This is a genomic window from Nostoc sp. (assembly GCF_036917135.1).
GTDB lineage: Bacteria > Cyanobacteriota > Cyanobacteriia > Cyanobacteriales > Nostocaceae > Nostoc.
The window spans coordinates 50,152-71,571 of the sequence record NZ_JBALEA010000030.1 but is presented as its reverse complement, the minus strand read 5'-3'; the positions used below and the strand labels follow the sequence as shown (position 1 = coordinate 71,571).

Below are 21,420 nucleotides of genomic sequence, written 5' to 3'. Positions count from 1 at the left end.
TAGCCCTGTGGGGGAAAGGAATGGAAGTGGGGTTTCAAGAATTAAGTTGCACATCGCGTAAAATGTTAAAATTATATAAAGATTTGCAATTAATCTGCCTAATGCCAGATGTTTGCGATATTCTAAATAGCGTTTAAATAAACAAAGACAGTAGATATTTCTACTCAAGTGCAAATTTCCCTGTCATTCAACCTAACCCGTGTCTTACGGGTTCTTCCACAAGCACACACATTTTTTGTGATTCCAACAAATAGAATTTTCCCAGTCGTCCTCAGTCATATTACTTTGTGCAACTTACCAGACGACTAATTTATTCTGCCCAGCGTTCACAACAGATATCTTCCAAAAGGTACTGTTGCACTCTTGTGTAGAAAGTATAAAGGTTAAGAAGACAAAGAAGACGGGAAAGGTTAAAGGGAAAAGGGGAAACAGAAGCATCCCTTAAACCTTTGTCCTTAACATTTGCCTAACTTCTGCAAAAAGTTTAAGGACTGCTTGGTAGAATTAAGGTTTTGTGGTGGTAATTACCGTACAAAACCCAATTTACAAGTAACCTAGTAGAGTTTGTTATGGTATAGTTAAAAAGTTAAGACTAGCTTTACCAAATTACACCACTCTACGGGCCGGCAACAATTGCAGAATGGTAAGCAGTTTTAATTAAGCATTTACCAACAAAATCAGAATTCAATCGAGGTTATGACTCAAAAAGTGATTCACCCAATGGTGAAATTGCAGCGTAACGTGCAATCACTCATAGAATCGAACATTATCAAGCCAAGCGATAGCATCTGGAAAATCGCTTTGCTCTACGGTAATGACTGGCAGCACTGGAAACAGGAACTGCTCGATTTTGGCTTTAGTATGCAAGACCCAGTTAGCGAATTGCTAGCTGTAGAAACTTGGGATGAGCAATAGGGAGTAGGGAATAGGGAATAGGGAATTTCAACATTGCCTACCCCCCACTCTTTAAACTTTGCAAGCAGATAACGCCGCAGCTAATTCCTTTGCAGTTTGATAGCGATCGCGTGGCAATGGTTCTGTAACGCGATCAATCACATCTCTTAATTGGGAACTAATAGTCGGAACTTTTGCCACATCAAACCTGAAGTTTCGCCCTCGTTGGCGATAATACTTGAAGGGGTTTTCGCCTGTGAGCAGAAAAATCAGCGTTGGCCCAATTGCATATAAATCAGATTGAGTCAAAGGTTGTCCCCGCTCTTGTTCAGGAGCGCAGTAACCTTCTGCACCAATTCGAGTACCGGGCGCTGTGCCAATTTCCTTAACTGCGCCAAAATCCAGCACCACTATGCGATTTACTGAACCTCGCACCATTAAATTGGCGGGTTTAATATCGCGGTGAATCAGTGGAGGACTTTGGCTATGAAGATAGTCTAAAATATCGCAGGTTTGGATCATCCAAGCGATCGCTTGATTTGGTGTCACTGGCCCAGTGGTAAAAATACGTTTCTCTAAATCTTGTCCGTGGATTAGTTCCATTGCCAAGTATTTTTTCCCGCCTTCTACAAAGAAGTCGTAATACTTGGGAATTCCAGGATGGTTAAGGGATTTGAGAGTGTACGCCTCTCGCTCAAATAACTCTTGAGCTTTGGCAATTCTCACCATATCAGCATTCATTTGCTTTAAAACCAGCAGTTGTGAGATACCCACAATCTGACCAGTCGCATCCCAAGCGAGATAAGTAGTACCCATACCTCCTTGTCCGAGAGTTTGTAACACCTGATAATGGCGAATCTTCTGTTGCACTGAGAGAGGTTGACCACAGTGGATGCAAAACAGATTGTTCGGGGAGTTGCCTTCGTGGGTGCAAGCGGAGGATAAATTTGCTCTATTTTGGGCTGAGTAGACTGTTTCGGCAGCGTTTTCTTCTGTCCCTTGTATTTGTTGCAAGCCAGTTTCCAGTGCTGTTACATCCTGAATTTGGAATTGCAGTATTGGGCCTCCCTGTGCCAATTGCAAAAGAGAATTATCTGGTAAAGGACTCTGAATTACAAGGATACCGTTGAGAAAAGTCCCATTTGTACCCTGACTAATCAGCCGCCAAGTATCGCCATTGTTAGCGGAACCGACTTGTCTCAGTTCTAGATGATGCCGCGAAACTAAACTATCAGTTAAAACAACGTGATTATCTGCCGCTCGACCAATCCGAATTATGGAGGAGTTCTCAAAGCACCACTGCTGGAGGGGCGTTTTCTGCTGCGGTTCTAACAGGGTCAGACTAACCACAATACAACCTACAAGGTAAATGGATTAGGGATTAAGGATTAGGGATTGGGCATTAGGGATTGGGCATTAGGGATTGGGCATTAGAGAGTAGAAAATTATTTCCCAGTTCCCAGTTCCCAGTTCCCAGTCCCCAGTCCCCAGTCCCCAGTCCCCAGTCCCCAGTTCCCAGTCCCCAGTCCCCAGTCCCCAGTCCCCAGTCCCCAGTCCCTAAATTTTCAACTTTCCAGATTTGGGCGTACTTTTGCCCGAATTAGTATACCAGTAATGTTGTCATGACCATTGTGTTGGTTCGCCAAATCAATTAAATCTGCAACACCCCGTTCTAAGTTAGCGCCAGAACTAAGTAAGGGTTCTAAGTGAGTCTGCCAATGGGTTTCAAGTAAATCATTATCTGATAGACCATCCGATGCCAACAGCAGAAGGGTATCTTCATTGATGTCGAAAAAGCCGACATCGGGATCAATGGAGTTTTCATCACGAGGCCCCAAGGCTTGGGTGAGTTGGTAGGCATCTGGGCGGGCGTAAGCGATGCTTGCTTCCACTCCTCGGTTAATTTCCCGTTGCCCAACTTCGTGATCTACTGTGACTTGTTCTAATCCCTGCTTGCGCGTCACGCGATAGAGACGGCTATCTCCCACATGAGCAACTGCTGCTTGAGTATCTTGAATTAACAGCATTACCAAAGTTGTACCCATACGCCCCACTCCAGAACGAGCATCTTGTTGATTGAGCTTGTAAATCGCCTCATTAGCTAAATACACTCCTTCACGAATGCTCTCTTCTGTTGGCAATTGGTTGGCAATCCAGTGTTCTTGAAAGTATTGCCGTAGGGTGTTGACTGCTAACTCGCTGGCGATTTCGCCGCCAGCGTGTCCACCCATCCCATCACAGAGAATATACAAACCATGCCCTTCCAAGACTCGACTTTTGGGCAACTCCAGTTTATGGATTTTGGTTTCAATGCCTAAATAGTCTTCGTTATGATGACGTTGACGTCCTACATCTGTGCGTCCTGCATCTTCCAAGCTACTTAACTGCATAGCTAGCACAACAGTTGGCATATCATTAGCAAAACTAATGATATCTTCTGGCTCATCTGATTGCGGGATAATGGGCACAGCAGTGTTTATCTCCTTTATTGGGGGCAAAGTTGCGGTTACTAGCGCTTCTAGTTCAATAGAGATTTCCTCCAAACGCGATCGCAATTGGGCGATCGTCTCAATTTTACCTACCTCTAAATCCCCCAACATCTGGACTACAGAGCCAAATTGAGTGCGTTGAGACTGTCTAAATAGCCCTTGCCAAACCCGGCCCAAAGCTTGAATAGTTAACGGCTCCTCTGGAATAACAGATATTTGGACTTGGGCATCTTCTGGCGACTCAGTGGCAGGCTGAGAATTCGATGATTCTACATACAACCTTTGTAACGCCAGTGTTTGGTCTTCATCCAATCGCAAATTCGACAAATCTAAAAGGCTTTGACGACAATTTATTGGTTCCAGTAATGCCCAAAGTTGGGTCATTTCATAACACCAGTGTAAAATTTTTAACGAACTAGTTGTTTCTTCTTGCCACAGTTCGAGTAAATGCTGCCAATTTGAACGGTCTTCGATTATTACTACCTGCATATCACCCTGCTGCCATGCATCGTGAATCGGCGGTATCTCTCGTTGACCTTCGGATTGTAAGGCAATATAAAGTTTAGCAAGGCGAGGAATTCCACTTTCTTCCACTGATGGCGTTAGCAAGTCTGATTGCTGACTTGCTAGTATTGCGTCAATGGGTGATATTTGATACGGCTGGCAGTCTAAAACTCTCACACCTACATCAGTAACGATTGCAGTTTCTGTTTGAGCAGGTAGCGGATCTAACAATTGATAGCGCTCTTGGGAGTCTAAATAGGAGCCTAATGCAATCTGAGAACTAAGGGGTAAAGGAGATAAGGAAGATATTGCTCCCTCATCTCCCTCATCCCCCTCATCTCCCTCTACTCCCACATCTCCCACAGTTTCCTCAGTCGTATCCTTGGCAATAATTGCCCAAAACACTGTTCCACATTCCGTGCCACAGTTATGACAACTTAGTGCATTCACAGGCACATCATCGGTACTGCATTCAGGACAGACTTTGTGAGTCAGGGACGTGCCACATTTTTGACAGAATTTGTTGCTATTGGGGTTTTCAAATTTACACTGAGGGCAAATCAGCATAGTGGAAGTTCCTTTATTCCCGTTCCAAGGTGCTTCTAGCCACTAAGATCCAAGGTGCCACAATTGGCTGCCCCTGACTACAGTAGACCTACAAGAGATTGTAGTTTATCAATGAATTTTGGTGGCAGTATTAATTGTGACGCATATTAGATCAATATTTAATATATTGGCAGCTAATTCCTTATAAATAGGGAGTAGGGAGTAGTAGGGTAAGAAAAATTATAAGGAATATGCCGAAAACCCTTGAGGAACAGGCTCATAGCGCCGTATTCCGTACTTCAGGCAAGGGATGTTCGCGCTTGTGTCTCCCAAAGGGAGAAGGCTGGCTGAGTCCTTTAGGACTCCGTGAAGTTTTGTTTTGCCTTGATTGTTAGTTTATGCCAAGTATGATAGCTGCTCAGGCGTATATGGCTTAATTATGTAGGCATCAGCACCTTGCTTTTTTGCCCACAAGCGATGAGTTGTCTGATTTTTAGGACATCAGTAACAATCGCATTTGGCTTTTTTCTCAGATTATTTATAGCGACTAATTAATTTCAATTAACTCAGACAATCTTCTATAACTAGAATAGTAGCGATCCAAGTAATACTCAACCTAAAACCTCCAAAATAATATGTTGGTTAAGTTGAGTTGTTTTTTATATAAATCAATTAAACAATATGTTGAAAGATAACTTTTAGTAAATCTCCTTGTGTAAAAGGCTTAGTTAAATAGCCTGATGCTCTAACCATCTTAGCTTTAGCCCTATCTATAAATCCTACTTTTTCTGACACCATAATCACAGGTGTATTTTTAAAATAGGAGTGTTTCCGTAGCAAAGAGCAGAGTTCATATCCATCTAAATTAGGCATCGAAATATCCAACAAAATTATGTCAGGTTTTATGCGAACAATCTGCATTAAGGCTTTTAAAGAATCAGTGACTCCAATAACAGAAAATGTTTGCTCATCTAAATAACTTTTAATAGCATTCAACATCGTGGGATTGTCATCAATACAAAAGATTGTGTAGATTTTTTTGTCAGCAGGCGGTTGAATGATTCGCTGACCTCTATGATCATTAGTATTAATAGGGTAGGCTGCTGGTTTATAGCCATTTGTACTAGGCAGCTTTGGTGTAGTTTTGGTTTTAGGTTGTAGCTCATTTATTTGGAACAATTGCGAGGGATGCGATTGAGAACTTGGCGATGTCTGACGATAAGCCGCTTCTCTACGAGAGGCTTCTCTTTCAGAGACGCTAACGCGAACGCCAACACCTTGAGGCATTTGACATCTTTCAACTAGTAAGCGGACATTTAGATGACAAAACTTTGGCATATCATCCAGAAAGCTTTCAGGAATAAATTCATAACTCCCCTCTTCTAAGTTCAGAAATGACTCCAGAACTTCTAACGCCAATTGCTCTATCAATATCGCTGCTTGAGAAGGACTGATATATTTCTGATTTACTAACCAACAAATAGCCAGATAATCTGGGTTCGGTATTGCCTGATTTTCAATACCAGTTTCAAATATTGCCCGCAACTGTTCTTTGATTCCGTTAGGGAGAGTAGAAATTTGCTGACTCAAGCGTTGCAAATTTCTGTAAAGCGGCTCGAACATTTTCTCTGAGTAGCAGGCATAAATTAGTTTACCCTCGTCCATATATATTGACCAAGAGCCGGACGTGCTAAACACCTGCAAACAACCAGTAACAGACTTACCAGTGATTTTTTTCAACAAAGATAGGGGCTGGAGCTTTTGAAAAAATCTGTATCTACTAATTGGAAGTGTCTTCATTGCGATCGCTCTGGAATAAAATTAATATTTGTTTGCAAGCAAAATTAGTGAATTACCTTTTCGGAATTCACCGCGACTTTGTTGGAAGCACTGTTAGATAAATATAGCGGTCACATTTGAGTTAGTACAGAGATTCCACACCCCCCAACTCTTAATTCACCAATCTCTGTTAAACTACAATCCACGAGTTACAACTAAACCAATTCATGCTATTTACCAATAGCAAAATTGCCCGACTAGTTGCCAGGATATAGTATTTCAAAAATTAGATTGGTTTTCTGTATCTTTCGCTAATCTAGACAATCTAACAGTAACTCAAGTGCGACGCATAGACCATTGGCTCTCGCCCATCAGTCACAAAAGCATCATTGTTATACGTATTTTGCCGCCTAAAATTGCAGATACTTTAGTTCTCTTGCAAAAGTTTTTTGCCGATAATGTTGAAGTCTGGAGCCACCAAAATCTCCTGTAATGTAGATGTTAATAGCTCACCAGCAAGGCTTTTAGGCATTAATTCTGCGCTAACTAACTATGTTTTTGTAGCCGTGACGAAAGTCGTCGAGTACTTTTCTAAGAAGTTTATTCTTGAGGGAAACTTCATCAAGAGAAAAAGTATGATTAAAAACTAAGCATTCAAAAAGCTGAATGTCTTACTTAGGTTTGTGATTGTAGAGCCAATATGGTTCGGTTAATTAAGGTTAAGATCCCCCCACCTCTGGTGACACACTTTTTAAGCGGGTAAAAGAGGGTTATAAGCAAGCCTTTTTAAGGGGAGCCAGCAGGTATTCTCCCTTCGTCTAGCGTCTGGTAGAGAGCCTCTGGGGGTTTCCCCCGTGAGTGACTGGCCTGGGTTGGGGAAATCTTCAAAAGATTAAAACGTTAAATGAACCGTATTGAATCTAGAGCAACTCTTAGTGTTGGGATTGGGCAAAATTATCACTTGAACAATATGAGTTGAAGAAGAATTCAGCTATCCTGAATTCAGGAGCGGAGCCGGAGACATTTCCGTTGCTCTGGTCAGAATCCTCTCTACGAGAAGCTACGCGTAGCTTGCTTCTCTGTAAGGTACGCGGACTTGCTAACAGTAAGGGATTCAGACCCGCGACTGAATTGTTGCCCCACCAAATTTTCAATTTGGTGGGGGGTCTTAAACCCCATTATTCAGACGTTCGTTGCGCTAAAGCGTCTCCCCTTCTCATAAAGGGAGAGGCTAGCGCTAAGGGGGATGACTCGCTAACGCTTCGCTATCCGCCAGTCATACAAAAATCCAACTGACTTCTGACTCCTAACTCCTGAATTCTGTTCGGTAAACCTCCGGCCAAGGATGAGTTAGCTGATAATTGTCGTCAGAATGGTGTGTGGTGAGATACACAGACGACCAGTTCAGCAGAAGGAAATCTCTTCATAAGTACTGGAAACTGTTTCTAATGTTATGTGGGGCTAACTAAATAGTCACCCTGCACAATTTGAGGCGACAAATTCAAGAACTTACAGCGAAATTCTTGATTAGTAGTACATACCTGCAAAATAGCTACTTTAAGCTAGATGGTAGATAACAAGTAAAGTACTCACTAAAATTCAGGTTACTATAATTTTCAAAAAAAGTTAGCAGAAATATATAAACTTCATGATAAATCAGTAAAGTAAACATGAAAACTAATCAACATCATCTTCCAGACAATTTTCATAAATATTTATTTTTTTGGATGTCCGGGAAGGCTAAAAACATACAGTAAAAGATAATAGCGCAGCGTCTTGTAGAGGGAGTCATTACCAAGTACTAATTATTTTAACCCATAAGATACATATAGCCAAAAGACGCAAAGAATTTATCTATCCGCTCAATACTTCGGGGTAGTGAGTTATTCTGGCATCCATGACCAAGCAAAGGGAATAAGCTTTTGCGTCATCTGTCCTATTTTATGACACTGTGTGTACCTCGCTTCACTTCTTTTGCTCTGCTACCCCTACTTATTGAGCCGATACATCTTAATGATGATCGCTTGTACTTTGCTCAGTTTCTAGTAGCCGTGAAATCAGCATATCTGGTTTTCTACTAATAATAGACCTAACTTTACCAATAGCAATTACTTCAAGGCATAATTTCACCTCTAGCTCAGTCTAGCTTTGTATCTACCGTGAAGCAGTCGGACTTTTATTCAGGATGTTTACGCAATCGCCTATCTAATATGTAAAATAGTCAGCGTATCAAGCTTTGCTCCAGGCGATCGCTTTATGGCCATTACAAAACGGCGGCTACCGACATTTTTACAGTTTGGCAACAGTCTCAATCTTTCCCAAAAACTCATGCTCATCGGGTTAGCCATTACCCTATTTTTCATCTTCCTGGCATTTTTCGCTCCCGTATTGCAGGCTTGGGGATGGCTGCAAAACCCCAAAGATTTTCTCTCTAATCCAATTCACGAGCCACCCTCAGCTAAACATTGGTTTGGTACTAGTCGTCTGGGTTATGATGTGTTTTCCCGGACATTGTTCGGCGCTCAAGCTGCTTTGCAGGTAGTGATTTTAGCAACGGCGCTGAGTATGATTATCGGTGTGCCTTTGGGGATGCTGAGTGGTTATCTCGGCGGTAAGTTGGATAAAGTGTTGCTGTTTATTATGGATAGCATCTACACTCTACCGGGGCTACTGCTGTCTGTGACACTGGCCTTTGTGGTGGGGCGTGGAATATTAAATGCAGCGATCGCTATTAGCATTGCCTACATTCCCCAATATTACCGCGTTGTTCGCAACCACACTGTCAGCGTGAAAACTGAAGTGTTCATCGAAGCTGCTCAAGCAATGGGCGCTTCCACTTGGGTTGTGCTTTCTCGTTATCTGTTTTTCAACGTTATTCAAAGCGTACCCGTCCTCTTCACACTCAACGCTGCTGATGCGATTTTGGTGTTGGGCGGTTTGGGCTTTTTGGGGTTAGGACTTCCCGAAGAAGTGGCAGAATGGGGACATGATTTAAAACAAGCCTTAGAAGCTCTACCTACTGGCATTTGGTGGACTACGCTTTTCCCTGGTTTAACGATGACATTTATGGTAGTAGGGTTATCACTACTTGGTGAGGGGTTAAATGAATTTGTCAATCCCCGATTACGGAGAGAAAATAGAATCCAAAAGTAGTCATTGGTCATTGGTAATTGGTCATTAGTTTTAGACAAAGGACAAATGACAAATAACAAATAAACAATAGAGAGATTTGTATGAAAGATAATCTAACGTTAATTGCTGCCGCTACTGGCGGGTTTATCCTTTCCGTTGCTCTTGCTGGTATTTTACGAGGTGCGCCCATTACAGCTTGGCAGGAGCGATCAAGTTTTCGTACCACGACTGTTGCTGATTTACGACTCACACCCAATAAGACGGAAAACTCAGAATTTTTTCGTGCAAAATCCTAAAACCCTGACGAATTGTTGATTTTAAACTCGATGATAGAGAATGGGTGATAACTGTTCACCAATTACCAATGCCCCATACAACTCTTGGAGAGGCTGCGCCAACGACTGCGCGGTAGTTGAGCGTAGTCGAAACTCAGTACAAGTGCCCAATGACAAATGACAAATGACAAAATTCAAGTAATTGGCATTGATGTGGGGGGAACAGCGATTAAGCTGGGGCGCTTTGCAGCTGATGGTACTTGTCTCTTATCTTTGACTGTGGCATCTCCCCAACCGACGACACCGGAGGCGGTGCTGGCGGTGATGGTAGAGGCGATCGCTCAAATTGATCCAGATAATCAAGCTGTTGCTATTGGTGTTGGTACTCCTGGCCCATCTGATGCCGCAGGACGCATTGCCAAAATCGCCATTAACTTACCTGGATGGCTCGATGTACCTTTAGCAGACTGGTTAGAAGCTAAAACTGGCAAACCCACTGCGATCGCTAACGATGCTAATTGCGCTCTTTTGGGAGAAGCTTGGCTGGGAGCCGGTCGCCATTTTCAAAATCTGATTCTGCTAACTTTAGGTACTGGGGTTGGTGGCGCAATTATCCTTGATGGCAAACTATTTGTTGGACATCAAGGAGCCGCCGGGGAATTGGGTTTAATTTCATTAAATCCTGATGGCCCAATTTGTAATAGTGGCAATCAAGGCTCTTTGGAACAATATGCCTGTGCGACTGCAATTCGCCGCCGCACTCTCAAGGAACCCGTGGAATTGGGTTTTCTTGCCCAACAAGGAGATGCCGCAGCATTGACTTTTTGGCAAGAATATGGTACTTATTTGGGGATTGGTTTGACGAGTTTGATTTATGTACTCACACCGCAAGCGATCGTGATTGGTGGCGGTATCAGTGGCAGCTTTGAGTTTTTCTTACCAGGTGTGAAGGCAGAAATTGAGAAGCGAGTGCAGCCTTTATCACGAGCAGGTTTACAAATATTGCCAGCCGAGTTAGGCAATTTTGCAGGGATAGTGGGTGCAGCAAAGTTGGCATGGCAACACTATTCGGAATGTTAGATTATGGTTCAAACAATCCCAGCGAGAGATATAAGTCTTTACGAATTAGAAGAAAAATTTGGTTTGCAACTTGCCACAGACATTAATTTCTTTCCAGAATGGACTGAAAATTTACCAACTCTGACTGATGGTGAACAGGAAGCGATGGCGCGAGTCAAAAGCAACTATTTAAACTTGAATAAGCACCGTCTAATGTCAGAAGAGGCGGTAAAGATGGTAGTACTGTCTCCTTTACTCGATTTAGCGGGGTTTTATCAACCTCCTTTTGAGATTGAAACCGAGACTTCTGTGGAGATTTCTGCTAAAGACGAAAGCTTTCTCGTTAAAGGAAATATTGATGTTCTTGTCATCCAAAAACGTTTTTGGGTACTTGTCATCGAATCTAAAAGCAGTAAATTTGATGTGATGATAGCCCTACCTAAAGCACTTGCTTATATGCTTGATTGTCCAAATCCTACACAACCGACTTTTGGTTTACTAATCAATGGTAGGGAATTTGTTTTTGTCAAATTGATTCAACAAGAACATTCTTGGTATGCCCGATCTTATGCGCTATCAATTGAACGTGATTCAGAACTACACCAAGTACTCAGTATATTGAAGCGCCTTGGAGAATTAATTGTGCTTTTACCCTCTGAGAACTAGGGACTGAGGCTTATCGCCTACCTATACTTGCAACTCAAATCCAGGTAATATATCTTCTCCAGAAAGAATCGCCGGCAGTTGGATAACTTCTACAGCTTGCAAAAGTCGGTAAATTTCCACTTGCTTATCTTGAGGATTAATTAGCCAACCCAAACGCAAACCATTTTCGATGTATTCCTGCATTTTCCCTTGGATAGGTGCAAGGCGATCTGTCTCGGAACACAGTTCAATTGCAAAATCGGGTACAAGTGGCGGAAATTTTTTTCGCTGTTCTAGTGTTAAAGCTTCCCACCGTTCCAACTTTACCCAAGCCGCATCAGGGGAACGTTTTGCACAATTTGGAAGTATAAATATAGTTGAAGAACTAAAAACTTTGCCTAATTTAACTTGACGATTCCAGATTTCTAAATCGGTGATTAGTCCAGCTTCTTGATTTCCACTTTCTCCTCCTACTGGTGGCATAATAATTAATTCTCCGACTGCATTCATTTCCAGGCTTAAATCACTATTGGCAATACACAATTGATAAAATTGCTCATCGGTTAAATGAGCAATCGGCTCTAGATTAAGCACAACAGTATTCATTGAATCTTTCCTCGTGCCTTTATTGCTAACTTCGTTACCTTTAGTTAAAAGTTTAGTAAGAGTAAGTTCCTCGTTCACACTAAGATAAAGAATATCCTGTTGCTTTCTGAACGTATTTCACAACTTTTTCATAAGATTCAGGATTACTCACAGGGTTGATAATGATGGGGATAGTACCATCTGGCAACCAAAAAGTTATCCTACCATTCGGTTCATGACAAAAGGAACTGATGCAGTTGAGATTAATTACATATTCATTTTTTTCGTAATTTATTCTTACCCAGTGGGCGTGATCTAATTCTAATCCTGTCACACATTCTAAATAATCGAAAATCTTTTGATAATCTTCCAAGTTACTTTGCGGGTTAATCACTATGGGAATAGCGCTATCGGGTAGCCAAAAAGTAACCCTGCCATTGAGTTCATAACAAAAAGCATGGACACGCTCAAAATTCACTACATATTCTTTCCTCTCGTAAAGGATTTTCACCCAGTACGCCACAACATCTCCTCAAGTCCGAAATTTACGAATGATGCACCCTGGATGTCCAAATCTACTGAAGCCTTAAGTTAATGTTGCAATTAATTTTGTTAGCGCAGCGTTAGCCTCTCCCTTTGGGAGAAAGAGAGACGCTAAGAGCGTTAGCGAGTCATCTCCCAAAGGGAGACGCTTTAGCCCAACGAGCGTCACGAGCGTCATTTTGAATTATTAAGACACCTCCAATGGTGTTGGTGTACTAGATGTGGAAAGAGAAAGAGCGATCGCTGTTTGAATGAATCCTTTAAATAAGGGATGAGGGGTACTGGGGCGCGATTGAAATTCTGGATGAAATTGACAAGCAAGAAAGAATGGGTGCTTGGGTAATTCCACAATTTCAACTAAGCGTCCATCAGGAGAAGTACCACTGATCACATAGCCGGACTTTAACAACAGATCGCGGTAATCATTGTTGAACTCATATCGATGTCGATGTCGTTCATAAATCACATCTTCTTGATAAAGCTTAAAAGCTAAAGTATCAGGGAGAACACGACAAGGGTATAGTCCTAAGCGCATTGTACCCCCTAAATCCACTACTTCCTGCTGTCCTGGCAATAAATTAATTACCGGATCGCTTGTATAGGGGTCAAATTCAGCACTGTTGGCACCTGTTAATCCCCCTACGTGCCGCGCCCACTCAATTACAGAACATTGCATACCCAGGCATAAACCCAAAAAGGGAATTTGGCGATCGCGCGCGTATTTAATTGCGGCAATTTTCCCATCTACTCCCCGAACCCCGAAACCTCCTGGCACAACTATGCCATCGACACCCTCAAGATAATTTTCGGCTGGTTCACCTTCCAAATCTTCTGAGTTGATCCAACGCAGACGCAGTTTGCCGTAGGTGGAGATTGCCGCATGGTTCAGCGCTTCCACTACCGATAAGTAGGCATCACTTAACTGTACATATTTACCAACGATGGCAATTTCTACCTCGTGCTTGGGACTATGTAACCGTTTCACCAGAGTTTTCCACTGCGTCAAATCTGGTTTACGTTGTTCCATTTGCAGCAAGTTCAGTACTTGTTCTGCCATTCCTTGCCGTTCCAGATTTAGCGGTACTTCATAGATACTTTTGGCATCTTGGGAAGTGATGACGCATTCTTCGGGCACATCGCAAAATCCCGACAATTTTTGCTTTAATCCATTTGGTAAGGGGCGATCGCTCCGACAAACTAAAATATCTGGTTGAATGCCAATGGATCTCAGTTCTTTAACTGAATGTTGTGTCGGCTTAGTTTTCATTTCACCCGCAGAAGCAATCCACGGTACTAGCGTTACGTGCATATACAGCACATTCTGCCGTCCCACTTCTTTACGAAACTGGCGAATTGCTTCCAAAAACGGCAGTGATTCAATATCTCCCACCGTCCCGCCAATTTCTGTAATTACTACAGAGGGGTTTGTACTTTTAGCAACTCGCAGAATCCGGTCTTTAATTTCATTGGTAATATGAGGAATTACCTGGACAGTACCGCCATTGTAGTCTCCGCGCCGCTCTTTATTGATGACTGCCTGGTAAATTGAGCCAGTAGTAACACAGTTCAAGCGCGACATCGAGGTATCGGTAAAGCGTTCGTAATGCCCCAAGTCCAAATCTGTCTCCGCCCCATCCTGGGTAACGAATACTTCCCCATGCTGAAAGGGACTCATGGTGCCAGGATCGATATTAATATAAGGATCGAGTTTGAGAATTGACACCGAATATTCGCGGGACTTGAGCAAACGCCCTAGACTTGCTGCTACAATGCCTTTACCAATACTGGAAACTACGCCTCCAGTAACAAAGATAAACTTAGTCATAGTAGTTTGAATTTCTAACAACTTCTAAAAATACATCCCGTCATTGTGCCACAGTTATTGTGGTGTAATCTTCTGTGATTTGCTGTGAAAAACCTTCTAGGACTAGTAATATTAGGCTTTATTCTCTCCTCCTCAATAGCATTGGCACAGCCATCTCTTATAGTTATTTTTCCCCAGACAAACTACCAGACAAGTGCCCAAAAAATCTTCTTTCTGGGCACTGCACCACCAGATGGTCAGGTTTTGATCAATAGTAAGCCAATTACCCGCAGCAAAGCTGGTCATTTTTCCCCTAGTTTCCCCTTGCAGTTGGGGGATAATCTTTTTACTGTGCGTTACCACAATCAAGAACTCAAGATTGAAGTGACAAGGCTTACCACTAGCCCTGAGCTACCACAGGGGTTAGCCTTTGCTAAAGATTCCCTGACTCCCGCAGTTGACATTGCCAGACTACCGGGAGAACTCATTTGTTTTAGTGCGATCGCACCCCCCAATGCCAATGTCTCTGTAACCCTAGCTAATCAAACTGTTGTCCTTTCACCCCAACCCGAACAGGCAGAACTACCAAATAATTTTGCAGCTTTGACAGGGAAAAATCAGCCTCATGCCCAGTCTAGCGTAGGCAATTACAAAGGTTGCACCACCGGGGCAACAGCTGCCGATCTGGGACAAACCCAGTTTCAACTGACGCTCAATGGTAAGACGATCACTCAACCAGGATCTGGTAAAGTTCAAATCCTCTCCAGAGCAGAGTTACCAGTTGTTGAGGTGATGGTAGACGCAGGTGTAGCCCGCACTGGCCCTAGTACCGATTATTCTCGACTCACACCATTGCCCAAAGGTACACGCACAACAGTTACAGGTAGGGAAGGTGAATGGTTGCGCCTAGACTATGGCGCTTGGATTAATAGTAAAGAAACCCGCATTCTACCTGGTGCAGTTCCGCCACAGACAATAATTCGCAGTGTCGGATACCGTCAACTCCCTAGTGCCACAGAGATAGTTTTCCCTTTGGAAGTTCCCGTATCTGTGAGCGTACAACAAAGTGAGCAAGCGATCGCTCTTACTCTCTACAACACCACTGCCCAAACAGACATTATTCGCCTGGATGATGACCCCCTAATTGATCGTCTAGACTGGCAACAGGAAGCTCCAGGACAAGTAAAATACACCTTTAAACTCAAAAAAGCTCAACAGTGGGGATATAAGCTGAGATACGACGGCACAACCCTGGTTTTAGCTTTGCGTCATCCGCCTAAAATTGGGAACACAAGACGCAAACTTTTAGCTAATTTCAAGATTGTACTAGATCCAGGGCATGGCGGTAAAGAAACTGGTGCCAGTGGCCCAACTGGATATTTAGAAAAAGATGTGAATTTGGTGGTATCTAAGTTGCTGCGCGACGATTTGATCAAGCGAGGAGCGACTGTAGTAATGACGCGGGAGGATGATAAAGAGGTTTCCCTAGTAGAACGTCAGGCAATTATCAGTCGAGAAGAACCTGCGATCGCACTTTCCATACACCACAACTCCCTACCCGATGATGGCGATGCCGAAAAAACCAAGGGATTCGGCGCATTTTGGTATCAACCCCAAGCTCACAACCTTGCCATGTTTTTACACAACTATGTAGTCAAAAAACTCGGTAGACCTTCTTATGGTGTATTTTGGGATAATCTGGCGCTGACACGCCCGACAGCTGCGCCATCGGTGTTATTGGAATTGGGTTTTATGAGCAATCCTGATGAATTTGAGCAGGTGGTGAACCCAGGAGAACAGAAGAAGATAGCGGATGCGATCGCTCAAGGGATTACTGAGTGGCTGGGGAGCGTTAAATAAATTTGGAGTTTTAGGGATTTCCAAGAAATAAATTATCCAAAGAAACGTAGATCGAAGGGCTTGCCGAAGGCTACCACAGAGACACAGAGAAGCCAGTGCGTTGGGCGGGTTCCCCGACTTGAAGCAACTGGCGCAATACAGAGAGAAGAGAAATAGAGAGGATTTTTGCGTCAGTTTTGGGATATTTTTTTATTTGTCAGTCCCTTAAATCATTGGTAAATAAGCAGAACCCCGACTTCTCTAAGAAGTTGGGGTTCTGAGTCTGGTGATTTGAACGAAATCAAATTTGAATTTCTCAAAGGGGTTTATCGTTTTGCCAATTCTGGAGTCCGCCCTTTCAAGCCAATCATCAATTTCAGCATAAATACCTTTAATATAGGTACTCGCTGTAAAAACCATAAACCCAGGCGACGAATCACCACCACAGGGAAGAAATTATTAGAAAACATCCGATCTAACAAATCGGTGAAACCTAAAATCGTCAGATTCTCTAGCTTGCGCCAGCGTTCATAACCTTTGAGAATCTGAATGTCGCCAATATCTTTACCCGCTTTGTGGGCTGCTTGAATTACTTGCGCCAAAGCTGCTGCATCCCGAATACCTAAATTTAAACCTTGTCCGCCGACGGGATGGCAATTGTGCGCCGCATCACCAATTAATGCTAGTCGTGGGAGAACGTAGCGATCGCTTTGCATGAGTTGTACCTGAAAAACAAAGCGATCGCCTAGTAATTCCAATTTCCCCATCTGATCGCCATAGCGACGGCTTAGTTCTGCCAAAAATTGCTGATCGTTTAAAGCACACAAAGCTTTTGCTTCTTCGTGGGGGGCTGTCCAGACAATGCGGCAACGGTTCCCCGGTAAAGGTAAAATCGCAAAGGGACCGCTAGACCAAAATCTTTCGTAAGCGGTGTTATTGTGAGGTTTTTCTGGTTTGACAAAGGCCACAATGCAAGACTGCCAATATTTCCAGCCAGAAGTTTTGATTCCAGCCGCTTGACGAATTGGCGATCGCGATCCGTCTGCTGCTACAACTAATTTGCTACGAACTGTCCTTAGCTGATCGGCAACTTTTATGTCTATCGCCACTATATTTTGCTGATACCGGGTATTTACCACTTCCGCCGGACACAGATAAGTCACATTTGGGCAATCTTGGACAAAATCTTGCAACGGCTGCAACAGCGCTTGGTGTTCCGCCACATAACCCAACTCTGCTGTATTTATATCATCTGTGGTAAATTCCACCACATTGGGATAATCGGCATCCGAAAGACGAACTCGGCAATACTTAGCGATTTGAGGCAACATTTTGTCCCAAACGCCAATGCCTTCATAAATTAGTGACGAAAGTTTGTGAACTGCATAAGCTTGTCCCTTGGCTACCGCCGCCGATGCTACTTTTGCCTCAATTAGCAAGACACTCAAGCCAGAATCTTTTAAAGCCGAGGCTAGAGTTAACCCAATAATCCCACCGCCGACAATTACCAAATCATATTCATATCCCCGTTCGTTTGGCGGTGTTGGTTGAGGGGAAAGAGTTTGTTCAAGCTGCGTTGGGGTCATTGTTAAGTTAGGTTACAGCGTCTTAACTCTTATTTTGACGCGATCGCGCCTCCTTGAGCAAGTTAACACTTCAAAATTAAAGACAGCCCTCATCCCCTAGGGCGTGTTTTCAAAGTCTTAGATCCCCCCAACGCCCCTTAACAAGGGGGATTTAGGGGGATCTTCTAGGGCAAAATATCACTTACACCAAGCGCATTAGGTTGATTCTACGCGCTAAAGTATTTCGCTAACGGGTGATAGGTAATAATTGCAGTGGTAGATTGTTCTGGATAAAGTTGTTCACTTTCATCCATATACAAGTTAATCCTGTCAGTCTGCAATAACTCCAGTTGCTTGTACTGATCCTGAATATTTGGACAAGCTGGATAACCAAAACTATACCGTGAGCCACGATAGCGTTGTGCTAATATATCCCGAATATTATCCGGTTCCTCAGCAGTAAAGCCTAACTCCCGGCGAATTCTGGCGTGTGTCCACTCAGCGATCGCTTCTGCAACCTGTACCGCCATCCCGTGGAAATACAGATAATCGGTGTATTGATTCGCTGCAAACAGCTTTTGGGCAAATTCTGTGGCAATTTCACCCACAGTCACCGCTTGCATTGGGAACACATCAATAATTCCCGTCTCCTTTGGTGCAAAGAAATCTGCTATGCACAGCCGCCTTAAAGACTTCTGTCTAGGAAACTCAAAAGTTGTAACCTGTTGTGAGTGGTTTTCTGAGTCATATATATGTAGAGAATTCCCCTCAGCTTGACAGGGGAAATACCCGTAAATAACTTGGGGATGTAACAGCTTCTCCTCAATAATTCGCTGTTTCCAAGTTTCTAAAACTGGGTGAACTTTCTCAGCTAAGAAAGCCTGATATTCTTCCTTAGATTGCTCTTTTGGTTTGCGGAATTGCCACTGTCCAGCAATTAAAGCTTGTAAATCCAAGTGCCAGAATATTTCCTCGATGGGAATATCACTAGGCTGCAATAACTCCGTTCCCCAAAAAGGCGGCGTCGGACGTTCAATATCTATCGCCACAGCATCAGAACGTCTGGTATCTACTTCTTTTGGTTCAGCAGATGTTGTTTTCTCCCCAGTTGTAGTTACTGATTCTTTGTTACCATTCGTCGAAACTTCAGCAGTTTCTACCTCATTCAAAAATCCTTGCAAATCTTGCCAGTTATCAGCAGCCTTTGCTGGCATTAATTTATCCATAAAGTGCAAGTCAGAAAAGGCATCTTTGCCATAAACAACTTTACCTTTATAGGTTTTTTGGCAATCTTCATAGACAAACTTGGGAGTCAGCGCCGCACCACCTAATATCACAGGGACACTAATTCCCTTTTCGTTGAATACCTCCAAATTCTCTTTCATAAAAGCGGTGGATTTCACCAGCAAACCACTCATGGCAATACAATCAGGTTTGTACTGTTCGTAAGCGTTGATGATGTTTTCTACTGGCTGTTTAATTCCCAGGTTAATCACCTTGTAACCGTTGTTGGATAAAATAATATCCACCAAGTTTTTACCAATGTCATGAACATCGCCTTTCACTGTGGCAATGATAAAGGTTCCCTTGGCATTGTTACCTGATTCTGATTTTTCCATGAACGGTTCTAGAAACGCTACCGCCGCCTTCATGGTTTCCGCAGATTGCAAAACGAAGGGTAGTTGCATTTGTCCAGAACCGAACAATTCCCCGACAACTTTCATCCCATCTAGCAGGAAGGTGTTGATAATTTGCAAGGGGGGATGTTCTTCTAAGGCTTTTTTGAGATGTTCTTCTAAGCCAATGCGTTCGCCGTCGATGATGTGGCGTTTGAGACGTTCTGGAATGGGGAGACTTTCATCTAAGGAGCGATCGCGCTTGGTTGTGACTCCAGCAAATACTGTGGTAAGCTCTCCCAAAGGATCGTAAACGCAAACATTACCCTCAAATTTCCGCTCATCATAAATCAACTGGCGACAAATTTCTTGATGGCGGGCGTCAATCTTCGCAAGCGGTAAAATTTTGTTAGCGCTGACAATGGCTGCATCCATTCCCGCCGTCGTCGCTTCGTGCAAAAACACCGAGTTCAGCACCATCCGCGAGGCTGGATTCAAACCAAAGGAAATATTAGAAACACCCAAAATCACATGACATCCAGGCAATCCTTCACGAATCCGCCGGATAGATTCAATGGTAGCTTTACCGTTTTCTCGGTCTTCTTCAATCCCGGTGGAAATTGGTAACGCGAGGGTATCAAAGAATATTTCTGTGGGTGGTATGCCATATTCTACAGCTTGACGGTATGCACGCTGGGCGATCGCAAACTTTTTGTCTGCTGTCCGCGCCATTCCATCTTCATCGATAGTACCAATGATTACACCAGCACCGTATTTCTTCGCTAACTCCAGCACCTTTAAAAAGCGCGGTTCCCCATCTTCGTAGTTGGTGGAGTTCAGCAAACACTTCCCACCGGCAACCTTTAAACCCGCCTCCATCTTTTCCCATTCGGTGGAGTCAAGCATTAACGGCAGTGTGACATTATTAACAATGCGCGAAACTAATTCGTGCATATCCCGCACCCCATCACGTCCCACATAATCCACGTTGACATCGAGGATATGTGCGCCTTCTTTGACTTGTTCTCTGGCCATTGAAACGAGTCCATCCCAATCTTCCGCATTTAGCAAATCGCGGCACTTTTTGGAACCACTGGCGTTGAGACGTTCGCCGACAATCAAGAAGGAATTATCTTGGTCGTAAGGCTGAGTGGTGTAAATTGATGCTGCTGCTGGTTCTAAGCTAGGGTGTCTAACTTTTGGCTTCAGGTCTTTAGCAAGTTCTGCCAATTGTTGAATGTGTTCTGGACGTGTCCCACAGCAACCCCCGATCACTTGGACACCCAAATCTTCAACAAAATGCATCAATGACATCCGTAATTCCAACGGTGTCAGGCGGTAGTGCGCTTGACCGCCGACGTTCTCAGGTAAACCCGCGTTGGGAATACAGGAAACGATGAAAGGTGAATGTTCTGCCAGATACTTGATATGTGGTTTCATCAAGTCTGGGCCAGTGGCACAGTTTAAACCAAGAATATCAATTGGGTAAGGTGCCAAAATTGTCAGCACAGCGCTGATTTCGGAACCTACCAGCATTGTGCCCATGCTTTCCATTGTCACAGACACCATCAACGGTCTGCGATCGCCCTTCTTAGCAAACACCTCTTCAATAGCATTCAACGCCGCCTTAATTTGCAGCACATCTTGGCAAGTTTCCACCAAAAATAAATCCACACCACCATCCCACAGCGCCTCTGCTTGTTCAGCAAAAGTAGCTTTCATGGTGTCAAAGTCAATATGTCCCAAGGTGGGGAGTTTCGTTGTGGGGCCAATGGAACCTGCCACAAACCGGGGTTTTTCTGGCGTGGAAAATTCCGCAGCCACACGCTTCGCCAATTCTGCGGCTGTCTTGCTGAGGTAATAGGCTTGGTCTGCTAAGTCATATTCTGCCAGCACCAGGGACGTACTACCAAAGGTATCCGTTTCAATGACATCAGCACCAGCAGCGAGAAAGTCTCGGTGAACCTTAGCGACAGCTTCGGGTTTGGTGTGGACTAAGTATTCATTGCAACCTTCATACTGTGCGCCGCCGAAGTCTTCAGCAGTCAGGTTTTGGGTTTGTAAGTTGGTTCCCATCGCCCCGTCGAAAACGAGAACTGGGCTATCTGGACTACGCAGGCGTTCAAGGAAAGGATGAGTCATATT

General features: G+C 43.6%; 14 protein-coding genes. 6 read left to right on the top strand and 8 right to left on the bottom strand.

The annotated features are described in order from the left end of the window. Positions 1-696 precede the first annotated feature (696 nt). Positions 697-915 carry a DUF4327 family protein gene (locus V7K50_RS08290; RefSeq protein WP_334958962.1) on the top strand — a complete coding sequence of 73 codons (219 nt, stop codon included), beginning with the start codon at positions 697-699 and terminating at the stop codon, positions 913-915. A 51-nt stretch (positions 916-966) separates the two neighbouring features. Here the strand turns inward: V7K50_RS08290 and V7K50_RS08285 are convergent, their stop codons facing one another. From V7K50_RS08285 to V7K50_RS08275, 3 genes are all read right to left on the bottom strand, one after another. Beyond that, complete coding sequence (locus V7K50_RS08285; RefSeq protein ID WP_334958960.1) at positions 967-2,244, bottom strand: protein kinase domain-containing protein; 1,278 nt, start codon at positions 2,242-2,244, stop codon at positions 967-969. A 215-nt stretch (positions 2,245-2,459) separates the two neighbouring features. Further along, on the bottom strand, positions 2,460-4,454 hold the full coding sequence (locus V7K50_RS08280; protein ID WP_334958958.1) for a serine/threonine phosphatase: 1,995 nt from the start codon (positions 4,452-4,454) through the stop codon (positions 2,460-2,462). Positions 4,455-5,105: 651 nt separating this feature from the next. Continuing rightward, positions 5,106-6,233 (bottom strand): response regulator, encoded by a 1,128-nt coding sequence (locus V7K50_RS08275; protein ID WP_334958956.1) that lies wholly within the window; start codon positions 6,231-6,233, stop codon positions 5,106-5,108. A gap of 2,235 nt (positions 6,234-8,468) precedes the next feature. On the opposite strand from V7K50_RS08275, the gene V7K50_RS08270 reads away from it, so the two are divergent. From V7K50_RS08270 to V7K50_RS08255, 4 genes are all read left to right on the top strand, one after another. Further along, a complete protein-coding gene (locus V7K50_RS08270) occupies positions 8,469-9,365 on the top strand; it encodes an ABC transporter permease (RefSeq protein ID WP_334958954.1) in 897 nt (298 codons plus the stop codon). An 80-nt stretch (positions 9,366-9,445) separates the two neighbouring features. Next, positions 9,446-9,640 (top strand): hypothetical protein, encoded by a 195-nt coding sequence (locus V7K50_RS08265; RefSeq protein WP_334958952.1) that lies wholly within the window; start codon positions 9,446-9,448, stop codon positions 9,638-9,640. Positions 9,641-9,796: 156 nt separating this feature from the next. Then, positions 9,797-10,699, top strand: coding sequence for an ROK family protein (locus V7K50_RS08260; RefSeq protein WP_334958950.1), 903 nt, complete (start codon positions 9,797-9,799; stop codon positions 10,697-10,699). Positions 10,700-10,702: 3 nt separating this feature from the next. Next, the gene (locus tag V7K50_RS08255; RefSeq protein WP_334958948.1) at positions 10,703-11,344 is read left to right on the top strand and encodes a type I restriction endonuclease subunit R; all 642 of its coding nucleotides are present in this window, start codon (positions 10,703-10,705) and stop codon (positions 11,342-11,344) included. A gap of 21 nt (positions 11,345-11,365) precedes the next feature. On the opposite strand, the gene V7K50_RS08250 is transcribed toward V7K50_RS08255, so the two are convergent. The 3 genes from V7K50_RS08250 to V7K50_RS08240 form a co-directional block, all read right to left on the bottom strand. Further along, complete coding sequence (locus V7K50_RS08250; RefSeq protein ID WP_334958946.1) at positions 11,366-11,929, bottom strand: Uma2 family endonuclease; 564 nt, start codon at positions 11,927-11,929, stop codon at positions 11,366-11,368. Between the two features lie 79 nt (positions 11,930-12,008). Further along, on the bottom strand, positions 12,009-12,431 hold the full coding sequence (locus V7K50_RS08245) for a hypothetical protein (protein ID WP_334958944.1): 423 nt from the start codon (positions 12,429-12,431) through the stop codon (positions 12,009-12,011). Between the two features lie 207 nt (positions 12,432-12,638). After that, positions 12,639-14,276, bottom strand: a complete 1,638-nt coding sequence (locus V7K50_RS08240; RefSeq protein ID WP_334958942.1) for a CTP synthase — start codon at positions 14,274-14,276, stop codon at positions 12,639-12,641. 84 nt (positions 14,277-14,360) lie between these two features. Between V7K50_RS08240 and V7K50_RS08235 the strand changes: the two genes are divergently transcribed. Continuing rightward, a complete protein-coding gene (locus tag V7K50_RS08235; RefSeq protein WP_334958940.1) occupies positions 14,361-16,115 on the top strand; it encodes an N-acetylmuramoyl-L-alanine amidase in 1,755 nt (584 codons plus the stop codon). A gap of 305 nt (positions 16,116-16,420) precedes the next feature. Here V7K50_RS08235 and V7K50_RS08230 read toward each other — a convergent pair whose 3' ends face one another. Beyond that, a complete protein-coding gene (locus tag V7K50_RS08230; RefSeq protein ID WP_334958938.1) occupies positions 16,421-17,680 on the bottom strand; it encodes an FAD-dependent hydroxylase in 1,260 nt (419 codons plus the stop codon). A 206-nt stretch (positions 17,681-17,886) separates the two neighbouring features. After that, entirely contained in the window at positions 17,887-21,417 is a 3,531-nt protein-coding gene (gene metH / locus V7K50_RS08225) for a methionine synthase (protein ID WP_334958936.1), read from the bottom strand. Positions 21,418-21,420 lie beyond the last annotated feature (3 nt).

Bases quoted from the DNA above. Each gene is read 5' to 3' on its own strand.
- V7K50_RS08290 (WP_334958962.1), top strand. From the start codon at position 697: ATGACTCAAAAAGTGATTCACCCAATGGTGAAATTGCAGCGTAACGTG.
- V7K50_RS08280 (WP_334958958.1), bottom strand. From the start codon at position 4,454: ATGCTGATTTGCCCTCAGTGTAAATTTGAAAACCCCAATAGCAACAAA.
- V7K50_RS08275 (WP_334958956.1), bottom strand. From the start codon at position 6,233: ATGAAGACACTTCCAATTAGTAGATACAGATTTTTTCAAAAGCTCCAG.
- V7K50_RS08270 (WP_334958954.1), top strand. From the start codon at position 8,469: ATGGCCATTACAAAACGGCGGCTACCGACATTTTTACAGTTTGGCAAC.
- V7K50_RS08265 (WP_334958952.1), top strand. From the start codon at position 9,446: ATGAAAGATAATCTAACGTTAATTGCTGCCGCTACTGGCGGGTTTATC.
- V7K50_RS08260 (WP_334958950.1), top strand. From the start codon at position 9,797: ATGACAAATGACAAAATTCAAGTAATTGGCATTGATGTGGGGGGAACA.
- V7K50_RS08255 (WP_334958948.1), top strand. From the start codon at position 10,703: ATGGTTCAAACAATCCCAGCGAGAGATATAAGTCTTTACGAATTAGAA.
- V7K50_RS08250 (WP_334958946.1), bottom strand. From the start codon at position 11,929: ATGAATACTGTTGTGCTTAATCTAGAGCCGATTGCTCATTTAACCGAT.
- V7K50_RS08240 (WP_334958942.1), bottom strand. From the start codon at position 14,276: ATGACTAAGTTTATCTTTGTTACTGGAGGCGTAGTTTCCAGTATTGGT.
- V7K50_RS08230 (WP_334958938.1), bottom strand. From the start codon at position 17,680: ATGACCCCAACGCAGCTTGAACAAACTCTTTCCCCTCAACCAACACCG.
- metH (WP_334958936.1), bottom strand. From the start codon at position 21,417: ATGACTCATCCTTTCCTTGAACGCCTGCGTAGTCCAGATAGCCCAGTT.